Here is a 14,388-nt window from a genome sequence, read left to right on the forward strand (position 1 = left end):
CCCTTCTAATCAGTATGACGACTGAGCCTAGGGATTGTTTATAAAATAATAATGGCTCACCCTTTTTCTAGCCTTGATTAACGCTGCTATGCGCTGTTGATGATTAATTGTTTTTCTCTTGAGCCGGTTTCATCCGGAAAGTGATCGATTGTCATTTGCTTATTTGGTGCATTTTGTCATCATTTGCACTTATTTTGTGCAAAGCGAGTGTAATGAAAACTTATCTTGGCAAAATGCGTGGGCAGCGCATTAAACGCGCTCGGGTAGGCTGGCAGGATGCGCTGTGGTCATGGATTGGGGCCTTCACTGGCATGGCGGTTATTTGCTGGTTAAGCTCGGCGTGGTTGTCACAGCAACTTCTTATCGTAGGCTCCTTCGGCGCAACATCGGTGCTCATCTACGCGGCCCCTGAAAGCCCTTTTGCCCAGCCAAGTCATGTGCTGTTTGGCAGTATGCTATCGGCGAGCATTGGTGTTGCGTGTTACCAGCTGTTGGGGGCGTCACCGCTCTCAATGTCACTGGCGGTATCACTATCGGTATTGGGTATGCAGTTGACCCACACCGTTCATCCGCCGGGAGCAGCGGCGGCACTAATTGCCGTGGCAGGTGGCGGCAGTATTCACCAGTTGGGCTGGTGGTACCCGCTATTACCGATCGGTGCAGGCAGTGTCGTGATGTTGGTAATCGCCATACTGGTCAACAACCTTGCTCGGCATCGCCGTTACCCACGCTATTGGTGATGTTAAAAACGCCCCAGCTGCTTTTCCAGCGCGAAAATATGCATATCTTCCACACCTAGTTCACGTAGGGCGCTAGCAAGATTGAGTAAGTACTCTTTATTGGAGCCGCTTGGGCCATGTGATAGAGCAATCTGATGTGCCATCTCTGATAAAGGCGCCTCACCCAAAAATGCTGGGTTATCCTCGGTAGCGAGATAGATCAGCCCCTGCGTTTGTCCCGCGTCGTGGCCTTGGCTATCAAGGAAAGTGAGGGGTGTGACCTCACGTAAATAGCCATTTTTCTCACGTACATCGAGTGGTGCCAGCACCTCCGGTGTAATACGGTAGGCCATGCCGTGGCAAATTGAATCCTTAGCACGAATCAGCGTTGCCACCCGCCCTGGTGCTTCAGGGGTGCCGCGGTGGTCATGGGAGCCTTGCCAAAATCGGCGCTCCCAGCCTTGAATATAAGCAGGGCGGCGCTCTAAGTAAGTAAAGTCGGCTTTCCAAATCAGCGAGCCGTAACCAAACAGCCAAATTTCATCGTGGCCGTCGAAATAGGTCATCTGCTGGTTGAGCTGTGTGGTATCAAACATAGCTATCAAGCATCATGGGCATAGTGCCATTGGGTTAGAGCACCCATCCTACCATGTCACTGGTGATGACTTCCTTGACCTCTTTGGAGAATAGGCAATGCGCGCTATTTTTCTTGTCGATAACGGCTCACTACGGCCTCAGGCAACCCGCAACCTGCGCCGCGTGGCGCTTGCGCTCAGCGAACTGATAGGCGAAAGCGTGCAGGCGGCCTCGTTGCTGCACTCCAATAAGATTCCCGCGGAAGAGGTTGGTGGTGTTCCCGCGACCACCCTTGGCCCGGCCGCGGAACGCAGTGCTGAACAGGGGGCAACGGAGATTATCGTGTTGCCGTTCTTCTTCGGACCCAGCAAAGCACTAACTGGTTACCTGCCAGAGCGCATGGCAGCGCTGCAGGCGCGTTTCCCCCAGGTATGCGTTCGTGTGGCCCAACCGCTGGTGGATGAGCGGGGCAATAACGACCTGCGCTTAGCCAAACTGCTGGCCGACAACGTGCGCGACAAGCGCCAGGCTGGGACGACGCCACTCGTGGCACTAGTGGATCATGGTAGCCCGATTCCTGAGGTGACGGCTGTGCGCAACCGCCTGGCTGGGCAGTTAAGTGTGCTATTGGCAGATGAGGTGCGCTGCGTAGCGGCGGCATCCATGGAGCGCCGTGAAGGCGATGAATATCGCTTTAACGAACCGCTGTTGGAGCACTTGCTGGATACACCGGAGTTCCAAACAGGCCCGGTGATCTTAGCAATGTTGTTTCTCTCGCCGGGGCGTCATGCAGGTGAAGGTGGTGATATTGCTGAGATTTGCTCTGCTGCTGAGCAGCGTCACCCTGGCTTGAACACCAGGATTACCGGATTGGTTGGAGAGCATCCTGGTGTGGTTGATATTCTCCATACGCGGCTTCGTCAAGCGCTTGATGGAGAACGCTTTCTGCTGGAATTACCTGCTTTGCAAAGCCACTCTCATTAGGCGGGAGGTGTAACGTTGTCCAAAGGCGCGTAGAATCGCGGGCCTTTGCAAGTGCAATTACACCGTTAACCAGGGCTGAAATCTTGATCGCAACCGCCAACATCACCATGCAGTTTGGGGCTAAGCCCCTGTTTGAAAATGTTTCCGTCAAATTTAATAACGGCAATCGCTACGGTTTGATTGGCGCCAATGGTTGCGGTAAGTCCACCTTTATGAAAATTCTGGGTGGTGAGCTTGAGCCCTCTTCCGGCCAGGTAATGCTCGATAGCAGTACGCGGTTGGGTAAGCTGCGCCAGGACCAGTTCGCTTATGAGAACGAGCGCGTCATCGACACGGTCATTATGGGTAATGCCGAGCTATGGAAGGTTGCCGCCGAGCGCGAGCGCATCTACTCTCTGGCCGAAATGAGTGAAGCCGATGGCATGGCGGTGGCGGACCTTGAGGTGCGTTTTGCCGAGTTAGACGGCTATACCGCTGAATCTCGCGCCGGTGAGTTATTGCTGGGGCTTGGTATTCCTATTGAGCAGCATACCGGCCCGATGAGTGAAGTAGCCCCAGGCTGGAAGTTGCGCGTACTGCTGGCTCAGGCGCTATTTTCTGACCCTGATGTACTGCTACTCGACGAGCCCACCAACCACCTGGATATTAATACTATCCGTTGGCTGGAAGATATTCTCAAAGCGCGCAGCAGCACGATGATTATCATCTCTCACGATCGCCACTTTTTGAATAGCGTGTGTACGCATATGGCGGATCTGGATTACGGTGAAATTACTCTGTTCCCTGGCAATTACGACGACTACATGACAGCGGCCACTGCTGCCCGTGAGCGCCAGCATTCGGATAATGCCAAGAAGAAAGCCCAAATTGCTGAGCTACAGCAGTTTGTTAGCCGCTTTTCGGCCAACGCTTCTAAGGCCAAACAAGCCACCTCACGGGCGCGTCAGATTGATAAGATCAAGCTAGAGGATATCAAGCCTTCCAGCCGTATCAGTCCGTTTATCCGCTTTGAGCAGAACAAAAAGATCCACCGCAATGCCGTGAACGTTGATTCGGTCACTAAAGGCTACGACGATGAGAAGCCGCTTTTTGAGCGTTTCTCGATGACGGTGGAAGCGGGCGAGCGCATAGCCATTATCGGCCCCAACGGCATTGGCAAAACCACGCTGCTGAAAACTCTGGCAGGTGATTTGCGTCCGGATGTTGGTGAGGTGAAGTGGACCGATGCCGCTGAAATTGGCATGTTTGCTCAAGACCATACCGATGACTTTGCCGTAGATGCCACGCTGTTTGAGTGGATGGGGCAGTGGACCAAAGGTGGCGAGCAGGTAGTGCGCGGCGCCCTGGGGCGGATGCTGTTTTCCAGCGACGATATTGGCAAGTCAGTAAAAGTTATTTCCGGTGGTGAACAGGGGCGGATGCTGTTTGGCAAGCTAACACTCACCAACCCTAACGTGCTGTTAATGGATGAGCCGACCAACCACTTGGATATGGAGTCTATTGAGGCACTCAACTTAGCGCTGGAAAACTACCCTGGCACGCTGATGTTTGTGAGCCACGACCGAGAGTTTGTTTCATCGCTAGCCACGCGCATTATCGATATGCAGCCCGATGGCATTGTTGACTTCAGTGGTAGCTACGATGACTACCTGCGTAGCCAGGGAGTTGTGTAAACGGCTAGTCAACAATCTGCGCGTAGGTTTCTGCAGTGGCTGATTGGTGCTTGGTATCCAATACATTGGCATTGAAGAGTGTTGCTGCTTCTTTGGCAAGCTCAACAAAAATAACCATTTGCTGGTTGCGGCGTTTACGCAGTGGCGGCTTGACGATTAGGCTAATACCTTTGATCGTTTCGCTGCCATGTTCATCTCTGAATAGATCAGGCAATTCGCCGGGTAAAAACGCATTGGCAATAGTAATGGGGTTGGCAGGTTGCTCCCCATCAATTAAGTATATTTTTTTAAGTGGGTCGTAGTGGGCGTTTTTTTCACGCAACCACTCAGTAAGGCGCTCGTCTGAACTGTTACTTGGCTGATCAAAAATAATAAAGAGTGAGTGCTGTTTCACATTGTTAGTGCGCTTGACCGGTGAGGATGGTTCGGGTTGCTCCGGAGGGCGGTCTACTTTTATCGTTTTGGGAGCTGCGGCTTTCACTTTTGCTGCGCGCCGTCGCTTTTGCCAGGGCACAATCACATAAATAAATATAGCGGTTGCCATGGCGCCTAATATCAGTGATGCGAAGGCTAGCAATATGATGGTGGTGGTGCGGTCCATATTCTCAAAACCCTTTGTTTTTAATCAGCGCTCAGGCCTGGAGGGCGCCATGCAGAGGCGTTCAGCCATATTAAGTGCGCCGTGCTGCAATGACTATCAGCAAGTAAAGTATGCCCCATGCAATAGGAAAAGCGATATCTGCCGGTGCCCATGAGGGCTTGCACAGCTCGCGGTACCAGCCGCCATCAGGGCGAAAGCGCGCACCGATGGAAACCGTAATGCCAACAAGCAGCAGCGATACCAAAAGTGCAAAGAGCGAACCGAGCATGGCCCACCCATATGTAAAAATGGAAGAATCAATAGCCTAGCAGTGAATGTTCACTGGGCCTATGCTACTTGCCCTGCAAGGGGTGTACCGAGATATGTAATCAAAGTTTACCGTACAGCCTCAACGCAGTATCGTGTAATCAACAGCCTAAATAAAGCGCTCCTCATGAGATACGGTTCTTCAACAGCTGATGTTGACTGTGCTTTCCTTGCTAATGCAAGTAGCGCTGCTTGGCACCGACATCTTGCCAGCCTAGTGTACTCTACGGGCCAGCGAGATTTTCCCGCTCGGCTGGAGCAGGTGCTACGCGCGGTAACGGGATTCGATACGATTCTTATCAATACCTATAAAGGGCGTAACAGACCGCTACTGATACACGATGACTACCCAGCGGAAAATCGCCAACAGGCGATCGACCGTTATCTCAGCGGGGCCTATTTACTGGATCCATTTTTTACGGCTATAAGCGATGGGGTCGATAATGGGGTGCATCGCTTGCGGGAGCTGGCGCCAGACCGTTTTGAGTCTAGTGATTATTACGCGCACTACTATCGTTCGTTAGGGTTGGTCGATGAGGTAGGTCTCTTTGTGCGTATCGGAGAAGATGTCTTGATGGTGGTGTCATTAGGGTTTCAGGCCGATGCTCCTCTTAAGCGTCGCTCTCTGCAAATATTGAGAAATGTGGCACCGCTGGTCGAGGTCTTGCTAATAGAGTTTTGGAAATGGCAGGGCGCGATTTTCCAGAAAACTCTGGAAAAAGACGCCCCGGTGGAAGCTGCCTTTGCAAGTTTTGGCCGTGAGCTACTAACGGCGCGTGAGCAAGAGATTGTACGCCTGCTGTTAGCGGGGCACTCCACCAAGTCAGCGGCTCGAGAGCTTGATATCAGTGACGGAACCGTAAAGGTACATCGCAAACATATTTATCAGCGTTTGGATATTTCCAGCCAATCGCAGCTTTTTCAGCTGTTTCTTGAGCACGTGGCGTTGATTTCCCGGCAATTGAGAGGTTAGCGCCACCGTTTCCTTATGTTTGTAGCGACATCCAGATGGTTTTGATCTCGGTATACTCATCAAGCGAATGAAGCGACTTATCCCGCCCGTTGCCTGATTGCTTAACACCACCGAATGGTACTGTCATATCCGGCCCCGCCCAGTTGTTTACGTACACTTGCCCAGACTGGAGCTTGCGTGAAACGCGCATCACACGGTCAATATCCTGACTCCAAACCCCCGCTGCCAAGCCGAAGTCACTATCGTTAGCGAGCGCAAGCGCTTCGTCTTCGTTATCGAAGCCAAATACCGCTAGCACCGGGCCGAAGACTTCCTCACGACCGACCGCCATATCAGGCGTAACGTCATCGAAAATCGTGGGTGGGATAAATAGCCCAGGGCCGCTAAGCGGTTCTCCACCGGCTCTTAGCGTAGCTCCCTCTTTCTGGCCCTGGTGTATATAGTCGAGCACTCGGCGGTATTGGGTCTCGTCCACCATGGCACCCATAAAGCTTTCTGGGTCTAGTGGATCTCCCGGCTGCATTTGCTCGGCGGCTTTTACCACTCGGGCCACAAAATCTTTACGGATACTGTTTTCTACCAACAAACGAGAGCCTGCAATACAGACCTCGCCCTGATTGTGGAAGATAGCCGTTGCGGCATGCTGGGCAGCTTTGTCGAGATTCTGGCAGTCCGCAAAGATGATGTTGGGGCTTTTGCCTCCGCACTCTAAATAGACGCGCTTCAGATTTGACTGCCCTGCGTACTGCATCAGCTGTTTGCCGACCTGTGTTGAGCCGGTAAAAGCGAGGCAGTCGACTTGCATGGAGAGCGCCAGCGCTTTACCTACCGTATGACCATAGCCGGGCAGCACCTGAAAAACACCCATGGGCAGGCCCGCTTGCTGGGATAAACTAGCAAGGCGCAGCGCGGACAGCGGTGATTTTTCTGATGGTTTAAGGATGACGCTATTACCTGCTGCTAAGGCAGGGGCGATTTTCCAGGCGGTCATCATTAGCGGGAAGTTCCACGGCACTATTGCCGCAACGACACCCAAGGGTTCACGAACGATAAGCCCTAAATTGTTATCACCCGTGGGGGCAACTTCACCATAAAGTTTGTCGATGCTTTCCGCGGTATAGCGCAAACAGCTGATGGCTCCGTCGATATCACCCAAAGCGCTTGAAATAGGCTTGCCCATATCGAGCGTATCGAGCAGTGCCAGTTCATGCTTGTGGTCCTGCATTAAGTCAGCAAGCTTAAGAAGAGTGACTTTACGCTGTGTCGGTGAGCGCTGCGCCCAATCGCCCCGTTGGAAAGCTTCTCGGGCGGCTTGAGCCGCGAGTGCAGCGTCAGCGTCGTCACAGCTTGCCACCTCGGCTAACACCTTTCCGGTAGCTGGGTTAATCGTGGTAAGCGTGTTGCCACTCTGGGCATCCATAAAGCGGTCGTTGATATACGCACGGGTTTCGAAATCGAGCTTTTCTGCCAACGCTTGCCACTCGGCCTGGTTGGTTGGGGGGGTCATGCGTTAACCTCCAGGCTGTTGGCGTTTGCGATAAGGGCATCACAGAGCGTTTGTGCGCCGAGCGCGCAGTGCTCCGGTGTGGAATACTCCGCCTCGTTATGGCTAATACCATCACGACAGGGAATAAACAGCATCGCAGTGGGGGCTACCCGAGAAACGTAGACAGCATCGTGACCTGCGCCACTCATCATACGGCGGTAGGGAATGTCCTGGCATTTGGCTGCTTTTTCAAGCGCGGCAACACATTGCTTGTCAAATTCAACCACGGGAGATGCCCAGGTACGCTCCAGATCCACGGCTACACCAAACGTATTGGTAATGTCTGCTAACTCGCTATGAAGACGCTCTTCGAGTGTGTCTAATTGCGCTTCCACGACATGGCGAAGGTCAACGGTCAGGCTGACCTTGGCAGGGATCACGTTGCGGGAAGGCGTATCTATTTCAAGGCAGCCAAAAGTTACCTTGGTATCGCCGCTGGTATCGTATGCCGCATGGGTGTACAGGCGGTCAATTAACCTCGCGGCGGCGGCTAGTGCGTCATGGCGATAAGACATTGGGGTAGTGCCCGCATGGGCTGCACTACCTTGGATCGTCAGATCAAACCAGCGCATACCCTGTACGCCTGTGACAATCCCAATTGCCAGCTCCTCTTCTTCAAGCACTGGGCCTTGCTCAATATGTAGCTCAAAAAAGCTGGCTAGTTGCGGCTCTCCAATAGGCAGGTTGCCTTTAAAGCCCGTCTCTTCAAGCGCTTGCCCAAAGGTAACACCATTGGCATCCTGCCTAGCTAAAGTTTCCTCAACTGCGAAAACACCCGCATAGGTACCAGACGCTACCATGGCCGGTGCAAAGCGACTGCCTTCCTCATTGGTCCAGACGATAAGTTCAAGCGGACGTTCGGTGACTACATTGTGATCGTGCAGGGTGCGCAGCACTTCTAAGCCGGCCAGCACGCCCAGAACACCATCGAAGCGCCCGCCTTTGGGTTGAGTATCTAGATGGCTGCCTGTCGCCACAGGTTTAAGGTCGTTACGCTTACCCGGTCGGCGGATAAAAAGATTGCCGACGCCATCAACACGAACTTGGCAGCCAATTTCTTCACACCACTCAATCAATAGGTGCCTACCGGCGGCATCCTCCTGGGTGAGCGCCAAACGGTTACTGCCGCCGTTGGGGGTAGCGCCGATCTCTGCCATCGCCATTAAACTTGACCAAAGTCGCTGACCATCAATAGCAATCTGCATGGAATCCTCTTCTTATGCTTATAGGGTGATCTAAAGACTTTCACCTTAGGTGCCTAGTCGATAAGTCGATATACCCCAATGGGGATATATTCCTGGCATTGCCTACCCCGCTAGCCTGTGAACTCGCCTCAACAACGGCTTCCTAAATAAGCGAGGACAAGACGATGACAAATAACAAGACTTCGGTAACCTACGACGCACAAGATCTTTGGCAAAAAGATAGAAATCACTTTATCCATCCTTTTACGGACTTCAGCCTCTTCCATGAAAAAGGCTGTGATTTGATTACCAACAGCGAAGGGATCTATGTAGAGGATGTCCGTGGGAATCGCTTTATCGATGGCATCGCTGGATTGTGGTGTGTCAATGTAGGACATGGTCGTGCTGAGATAGGGCAAGCAATGGCTGACCAAGCGACCCGAATGGCTTATTTCTCAACCTTTAACAACCTCTCTAACGCACCTGCCACTGAGCTTGCCGCCAAACTGGCTGAACTTGCTCCTTCCCACTTGAACCATGTGTTCTACAGTTGTGGTGGATCAACGGCTAACGATGCCACTATCCGTTTAGTGCATTACTACTTCAACCGCTTGGGCAAGCCAACCAAAAAGCACATTCTGTCACGTAATAACGCCTATCATGGCACCACCTATATGGCGGCAAGCCTTACCGGCATTGCGAGTAACAACTGGGAATTCGATACGCTCGATCACTTGGTAACGCATCTTAGCGAGGCTAACTGCTACCGCCGCCCTGAGGCAATGACGGAAGCCGAGTACTGTGACCATCTCGTTGATGAGCTGGAAAGTGCGATTGAGCGCATTGGCTCGGACAATATTGCAGCGTTTATCGCAGAACCCATTATGGGGGCTGGCGGTGTACTGATGGCTCCTCAGGGGTATCATGCGCGTATGCAGGCGGTATGTCGTGCCAACCATATTCTTTACATAGCAGATGAGGTGGTCACCGGTTTTGGCCGATTAGGGCATTTCTTTGCCTCTGAGGCAGTGTTTGATACCCAGCCTGACATTATCAACGTAGCGAAAGGTCTCTCTTCTGGCTACGCTCCGCTTGGCGCCACGCTGATATCTGATGAGTTATATGCTGTCCTGAGTACTCCCCAGGGTCTTGGCGGGGTGCTGAGCACTGGCTTCACCTACTCAGGACATCCGGTCAGTTGTGCGGCAGCGCTTAAAAATATTGAGATTATTGAGCGTGAAGGAATTTGTGAAAACGTACGTGATGTTGGACCCTACCTTGAACGCAAACTCAAAACGTTAGCGGTCCACGAAACAGTTGGTGATATTCGTGGCAGTCATTTCATGATGGCGATTGAAAACGTCGCTGATAAAACCACCAAAGAGCTGCTACCCGTTGAAGCACGTGTGGGTGACCGCGTGGCTGCCGAGGCACAAAAGCGTGGTTTAATTATCCGCCCAGTTGGTCACCTCAGCATTATCTCCCCGCCCCTAATTTGGTCTCGCCAGGTAGTCGATGAGGTTGTGGCCATTCTCGATGAGGCGTTTGCCGCGACCACGCTCTCTCTTAAAGCAGATGGTTACCTGTGACGATAAGTGTCAAGGCGGGTACGATTACGCCCGCTTCGAGTCTTAATACAACGATAAAGAGACGCGGCCAATGGAAGATTATGGAGTTTTAAGCCTAATACCTACCCTGGTTGTCTTGGTAATGGCGATTGTCACCAGGCGTACTATCGAGTCACTCCTTGCGGGTGCCATTGTCGGGCTATTGATGTATCAGCCTCTTGATATTGTCACTCAAGGCTCGGATATCCTATTGGATGTACTGGGCAATGAAACAGTAACCTGGATTATTCTAGTCTGTGGGCTTTTCGGTAGTTTAATTGCACTGCTAGTGAAAATGGGGGGTGTTTTAAGCTTTGGTAATACGATCACGAAGCGCATTCATAGTCGACGCCAGAGCCTTTTAGCAACTTGGGTATTGGGCCTGATCATCTTTGTCGATGATTACTTGAATGCCTTAACTATCAGTGCCTCTATGAAAAAGGTGACAGACCGCTTTAATGTGTCGCGGGAAAAGTTAGCGTATATCGTCGATTCTACGGCAGCGCCAATCTGTATTCTGGTGCCTTTTTCAACCTGGGCTGTTTTCTTTGCGGGTTTGCTTGAAGACAACAATGCTGCTGGCAATGGTATGGGGCTGTATATCGAGGCAATACCCTTTATGTTCTATGCGTGGGTGGCAGCTGCACTGGTGCCCCTTGTTGCAATGGGCTGGATTCCCAACCTGGGGCCGATGCGTGCCGCCGAGGCCCGAGCTGCGGGCGGTCAGCCTCAGCCAGAAGGGGTAGAAGAGAATGCCCTTGAAGTGGGCAATGAGTGCACTAAACACCCTCACTTAATCAACTTCTTACTCCCCATCGCGACGCTGATTTTCTTTACCTGGTACTTTGAAATCGATATTTTACGGGGTGTTATTGTAGCGCTTGTTATCACCTTATTATTAATAGCAATTCAGAAGCTTTTAAGTTTTAACGATACATTCGATACAGCCCTTGATGGTTTTAAAGCGATGATTATGCCACTGGGAACCTTGGTAGCGGGATTCGTTTTGAAAGAAGTGAACGATCTGCTGGGGTTGACTGACTTTGTCATTGCCTCTGTGCAGCCCTTAATGACAGCCAATATGTTGCCTGCAGTTGTATTTATCACTATGGCATTTCTTGCCTTTGCCACCGGTTCCTTCTGGGGAATATTTATTATTGCAATGCCCATTGTGCTGCCGCTAGCCAGTGGCATGGACGCCCATATGCCGCTGGTGGTGGGGGCTTTAATATCTGCTAGTGCGTTTGGTAGCCATGCCTGTTTCTATGGCGACTCAACAGTACTTTCTGCTCAAGGAGCAGGCTGTACACCAATGGCACACGCACTGACTCAGCTCCCCTATGTGCTTATTGCGGCTACGATTGCAGCAGGCATTTTTATGTTGGTAGGTCACCTATGAAACACGCTACGACACAACCTAAGTATGGTTCTGCTCAAATGAATACGCTGTTAACTCCTGCCTCCCTTGGCTACTCGATGCCTGCCGAATTTGCACCCCATGAAGCGTGTTGGATGCTGTGGCCGCAGCGCCCAGATACGTGGCGTTATGGTGCAAAGCCAGCTCAGAGAGCATTTGTTGACGTTGCAATTGCCATTGCAGAAAGCGAAACAGTCCTCGTGGGTGTCAACGATGAGCAGTATGAAAATGCCCGTAACCAACTTCCTGCCCATATTCGTGTCGTCGAGTTATCCAGTAACGATGCCTGGATGCGTGATGTAGGACCTACCTTTGTGACTCACCCTGACGGGCATCTTGCTCTGATTGATTGGGAATTTAATGCCTGGGGCGGCTTGAAAGAAGGGCTCTATTTTCCCTGGGACAAGGATCGCCGTATCCGTTGCAAGATCAGCGAAATGCTTGGCATCCAGCGTTTTGAAGCTCCCCTTGTTCTGGAGGGGGGAGCAATACATGTAGATGGTGAAGGAACCCTGATCACGACAGAAGAGTGTTTGCTGAATCCTAACCGCAACCCTGATATGAGTCGCGAAACAATTGAACGCTGGCTTCAGGAGTATTTGGGGATTAGTAAAGTTATTTGGCTCCCCCGTGGGTGTTATCTAGATGAGACCGATGGCCACGTAGACAACCTGTGCTGTTTTGTTGCGCCTGGGCAAGTAGCGTTGACATGGTGTGATGATGAGCAGGATCCCCAAGGGATAATCTCAAGAGAAGCGTTAAGCGTGCTGGAAAATGCAACGGATGCCAAAGGCCGAAAGCTAACGGTTCACAAGTTGCCGATACCGGGGCCACTCTATATTGCCGAGGATGAAGCCAGTGGTTTAGACCGTCTCAACAGTTCACACCCTAGGCTGCCAGGAGACCGAATGGCGGGGTCTTATGTGAACTTTTATATAGGCAATTCCGTTGTGGTGATGCCGTTGTTAGACCCTCGTCACGATGGCGAAGCTGAGAACATACTCTCGACACTCTTTCCTACTAAGAGAGTCATCGGAGTGCCTGCCCGTGAAATACTGCTTGGCGGAGGCAACATACACTGTATTACCCAGCAGCAGCCACGCGTATAGCTATGCTCCCCCCAGCAAATCAGCTGGGGGGAGCACAAATCCGTTACCCAATGCGATCGTAGCCGTTATCCATAAACGGATAATCGGTGTAGCCCTTTTCATTACCGCCGTAGAACGTTTCATGGTTCGGCTCGGTGAGTGGTGCATTCACTCGGAAGCGTTCCGGTAAGTCAGGGTTGGCGATATAAGGACGGCCAAAGGCCACGGCATCGGTGGTATTTTGGTTAATGCGCGTTTCCGCGCGTTCTGCGTCGTAGTTGCCGCAGTAAATCAGACTGCCGTTAAAGCGCTCACGCATTTGCTCCCGAAAGCCATCAGGGAAGGTAATGTCACCACCAATCCAGTTAGGCTCGTTTAAGTGTAGGTAGGCTAGGCCGCGTTTTGATAACTGCTCCGCTAGGTAGAAAGCCATGGCTTCTGGCTCATCATCCGTTAGGCCGAACAGTTCGATAAACGGTGTCAAGCGAATGCCCACACGCCCTGCACCGAACACCTCAACCACCGCATCGACCACTTCCAGTGGGAAGCGGGCGCGGTTTTCCAGCGAGCCGCCATACTGGTCGGTGCGCTTGTTGGTGCCAGTAGCCAAAAACTGATTAAGTAGGTAAGCGTTGGCCGCATGCACTTCTACCATATCGAAGCCTGCGCGTTTGGCGCGAGCGGCCGCTTGGCGGTAATCATCGACAATGCCGGGGATCTCTTCAGTTTCCAGTGCGCGGGGCGTGCTGGTAGGGTGCTGGCCAGCCGTCCCGTCTTCAAATTCAACAAAGCACTGAGCGCCTTCTCCTTTTAACGCGCTAGGTGCAACAGGCCGTTGCCCATCCGGTTGCACCATTTCATGGGACACGCGCCCAACGTGCCACAGCTGCAGCGCGATACGACCACCTTTGGCATGTACCGCATCGACAACGCCTTTCCAGCCCGCTTCTTGTTCATCTGTCCAAATGCCTGGCGTATACACATAACCCTTGGCTGTGGGGGAGATGTTGGTTGCTTCACTAATAATCAGACCTGCGCCTGCCCGCTGGCCGTAATAGGCTTCTTGCATGGTGCCTGGCACGCTGTTGGGTGTGCGCGAGCGCGTTAGAGGCGCCATGATGACGCGGTTAGGGATTGAAAGGCTACCTAGCTGAATGGGGGTGAAAAGCGTGTCATACGCCATGAGCAAACTCCTTTTAGGAACGGTCAATTAAATCGCGGCGATCAGAATAGACCAGTTTACTATAAATCATCAACCATTATGCTCTGTACAGGTTATGAGGTTATTGAAGCCAAAACAGAACCCCGCCTATGAAATGAGGCGGGGTATAAGGTGGGAGTTAAATTCGCTGCCAAGGCCAGCGGCGCTTGGCGGGGGTGTCGATCTGCTGCAGCGCAGAAGTAAGCGGCAACATAATGGCACCTAATTGGCGATAGCAGACCGCACTGTTGAGCACTCCTGGGCACTGTTTGAGTAGCAGGTCGCACTGCTGGGAGGCGATATAGAGCTGTTCGGTGACGGTTGGGGCAAACAGCGGCTTGGACTGTTGGCTGCAGCGAGTGAGCTCCCGCGACAACATGGAAAGCATGCTGGTATCCATCCAGCAGGGCAGCGGGTCTTCCAAGCGGCCAGCAATAGAGTGCTGAACCGCTTCAAAAGAGGTGCGCAAAAATATGACCGTTTGGCGAAGTTGCCGCTGCTCGCTAGTCATCC

The 14,388-nt window shown here is 52.2% G+C and carries 14 protein-coding genes; 7 read left to right on the forward strand and 7 right to left on the reverse strand.

Annotation, left to right across the window (positions count from 1 at the left end; translation table 11 throughout):
* Positions 1–212: 212 nt before the first annotated feature.
* Entirely contained in the window at positions 213–740 is a 528-nt protein-coding gene (locus CPA45_RS19630; RefSeq protein ID WP_096654509.1) for an HPP family protein, read from the forward strand.
* 2 nt (positions 741–742) lie between these two features.
* Here the strand turns inward: CPA45_RS19630 and CPA45_RS19635 are convergent, their stop codons facing one another.
* Positions 743–1,315 carry a gamma-glutamylcyclotransferase gene (locus CPA45_RS19635; protein WP_096654511.1) on the reverse strand — a complete coding sequence of 191 codons (573 nt, stop codon included), beginning with the start codon at positions 1,313–1,315 and terminating at the stop codon, positions 743–745.
* 97 nt (positions 1,316–1,412) lie between these two features.
* Between CPA45_RS19635 and CPA45_RS19640 the strand changes: the two genes are divergently transcribed.
* Positions 1,413–2,279: a sirohydrochlorin chelatase gene (locus tag CPA45_RS19640; protein WP_096654513.1), complete on the forward strand. Its 867-nt coding sequence runs from the start codon at positions 1,413–1,415 to the stop codon at positions 2,277–2,279.
* A gap of 83 nt (positions 2,280–2,362) precedes the next feature.
* Positions 2,363–3,952 (forward strand): ABC-F family ATPase, encoded by a 1,590-nt coding sequence (locus CPA45_RS19645; RefSeq protein ID WP_096654515.1) that lies wholly within the window; start codon positions 2,363–2,365, stop codon positions 3,950–3,952.
* 4 nt (positions 3,953–3,956) lie between these two features.
* Here the strand turns inward: CPA45_RS19645 and CPA45_RS19650 are convergent, their stop codons facing one another.
* Both CPA45_RS19650 and CPA45_RS19655 read right to left on the reverse strand, forming a co-directional pair.
* Complete coding sequence (locus CPA45_RS19650) at positions 3,957–4,553, reverse strand: cell division protein ZipA C-terminal FtsZ-binding domain-containing protein (protein ID WP_096654517.1); 597 nt, start codon at positions 4,551–4,553, stop codon at positions 3,957–3,959.
* Positions 4,554–4,623: 70 nt separating this feature from the next.
* A complete protein-coding gene (locus CPA45_RS19655; protein ID WP_244287663.1) occupies positions 4,624–4,821 on the reverse strand; it encodes a tryptophan-rich sensory protein in 198 nt (65 codons plus the stop codon).
* 165 nt (positions 4,822–4,986) lie between these two features.
* Between CPA45_RS19655 and CPA45_RS19660 the strand changes: the two genes are divergently transcribed.
* Positions 4,987–5,832, forward strand: coding sequence for a helix-turn-helix transcriptional regulator (locus CPA45_RS19660; protein WP_096654519.1), 846 nt, complete (start codon positions 4,987–4,989; stop codon positions 5,830–5,832).
* A 13-nt stretch (positions 5,833–5,845) separates the two neighbouring features.
* Here CPA45_RS19660 and CPA45_RS19665 read toward each other — a convergent pair whose 3' ends face one another.
* The gene (locus CPA45_RS19665) at positions 5,846–7,339 is read right to left on the reverse strand and encodes an aldehyde dehydrogenase (protein WP_096654521.1); all 1,494 of its coding nucleotides are present in this window, start codon (positions 7,337–7,339) and stop codon (positions 5,846–5,848) included.
* A complete protein-coding gene (locus CPA45_RS19670; RefSeq protein ID WP_096654523.1) occupies positions 7,336–8,583 on the reverse strand; it encodes a M20 family metallo-hydrolase in 1,248 nt (415 codons plus the stop codon). The genes CPA45_RS19665 and CPA45_RS19670 overlap by 4 nt, the downstream gene beginning before the upstream one ends.
* 164 nt (positions 8,584–8,747) lie before the next feature.
* On the opposite strand from CPA45_RS19670, the gene CPA45_RS19675 reads away from it, so the two are divergent.
* The 3 genes from CPA45_RS19675 to aguA all read left to right on the forward strand — a co-directional run bounded on the left by CPA45_RS19675 (position 8,748) and on the right by aguA (position 12,695).
* A complete protein-coding gene (locus CPA45_RS19675; RefSeq protein ID WP_096654525.1) occupies positions 8,748–10,151 on the forward strand; it encodes an aminotransferase in 1,404 nt (467 codons plus the stop codon).
* 70 nt (positions 10,152–10,221) lie between these two features.
* Positions 10,222–11,568, forward strand: a complete 1,347-nt coding sequence (locus tag CPA45_RS19680) for a Na+/H+ antiporter NhaC family protein (RefSeq protein WP_096654527.1) — start codon at positions 10,222–10,224, stop codon at positions 11,566–11,568.
* Positions 11,569–11,606: 38 nt separating this feature from the next.
* Entirely contained in the window at positions 11,607–12,695 is a 1,089-nt protein-coding gene (gene aguA / locus CPA45_RS19685) for an agmatine deiminase (RefSeq protein ID WP_096654529.1), read from the forward strand.
* A gap of 43 nt (positions 12,696–12,738) precedes the next feature.
* On the opposite strand, the gene CPA45_RS19690 is transcribed toward aguA, so the two are convergent.
* Positions 12,739–13,857 (reverse strand): alkene reductase, encoded by a 1,119-nt coding sequence (locus CPA45_RS19690; protein WP_096654531.1) that lies wholly within the window; start codon positions 13,855–13,857, stop codon positions 12,739–12,741.
* 157 nt (positions 13,858–14,014) lie between these two features.
* Positions 14,015–14,386: a hypothetical protein gene (locus tag CPA45_RS19695; protein ID WP_096654533.1), complete on the reverse strand. Its 372-nt coding sequence runs from the start codon at positions 14,384–14,386 to the stop codon at positions 14,015–14,017.
* Positions 14,387–14,388: the final 2 nt, after the last annotated feature.

It is taken from the genome of Vreelandella nigrificans (genome assembly GCF_002374315.1).
Classification (GTDB): Bacteria; Pseudomonadota; Gammaproteobacteria; order Pseudomonadales; family Halomonadaceae; genus Vreelandella; species Vreelandella nigrificans.

Excerpts from the sequence above, each read along its gene's own strand:
- CPA45_RS19660 (WP_096654519.1), top strand. The coding sequence starts at position 4,987 with ATGAGATACGGTTCTTCAACAGCTGATGTTGACTGTGCTTTCCTTGCT.
- CPA45_RS19675 (WP_096654525.1), top strand. The coding sequence starts at position 8,748 with ATGACAAATAACAAGACTTCGGTAACCTACGACGCACAAGATCTTTGG.
- CPA45_RS19670 (WP_096654523.1), bottom strand. The coding sequence starts at position 8,583 with ATGCAGATTGCTATTGATGGTCAGCGACTTTGGTCAAGTTTAATGGCG.
- CPA45_RS19695 (WP_096654533.1), bottom strand. The coding sequence starts at position 14,386 with ATGACTAGCGAGCAGCGGCAACTTCGCCAAACGGTCATATTTTTGCGC.
- CPA45_RS19665 (WP_096654521.1), bottom strand. The coding sequence starts at position 7,339 with ATGACCCCCCCAACCAACCAGGCCGAGTGGCAAGCGTTGGCAGAAAAG.
- CPA45_RS19655 (WP_244287663.1), bottom strand. The coding sequence starts at position 4,821 with ATGCTCGGTTCGCTCTTTGCACTTTTGGTATCGCTGCTGCTTGTTGGC.
- CPA45_RS19680 (WP_096654527.1), top strand. The coding sequence starts at position 10,222 with ATGGAAGATTATGGAGTTTTAAGCCTAATACCTACCCTGGTTGTCTTG.
- CPA45_RS19635 (WP_096654511.1), bottom strand. The coding sequence starts at position 1,315 with ATGTTTGATACCACACAGCTCAACCAGCAGATGACCTATTTCGACGGC.
- CPA45_RS19630 (WP_096654509.1), top strand. The coding sequence starts at position 213 with ATGAAAACTTATCTTGGCAAAATGCGTGGGCAGCGCATTAAACGCGCT.
- CPA45_RS19690 (WP_096654531.1), bottom strand. The coding sequence starts at position 13,857 with ATGGCGTATGACACGCTTTTCACCCCCATTCAGCTAGGTAGCCTTTCA.
- aguA (WP_096654529.1), top strand. The coding sequence starts at position 11,607 with ATGAATACGCTGTTAACTCCTGCCTCCCTTGGCTACTCGATGCCTGCC.
- CPA45_RS19650 (WP_096654517.1), bottom strand. The coding sequence starts at position 4,553 with ATGGACCGCACCACCACCATCATATTGCTAGCCTTCGCATCACTGATA.
- CPA45_RS19640 (WP_096654513.1), top strand. The coding sequence starts at position 1,413 with ATGCGCGCTATTTTTCTTGTCGATAACGGCTCACTACGGCCTCAGGCA.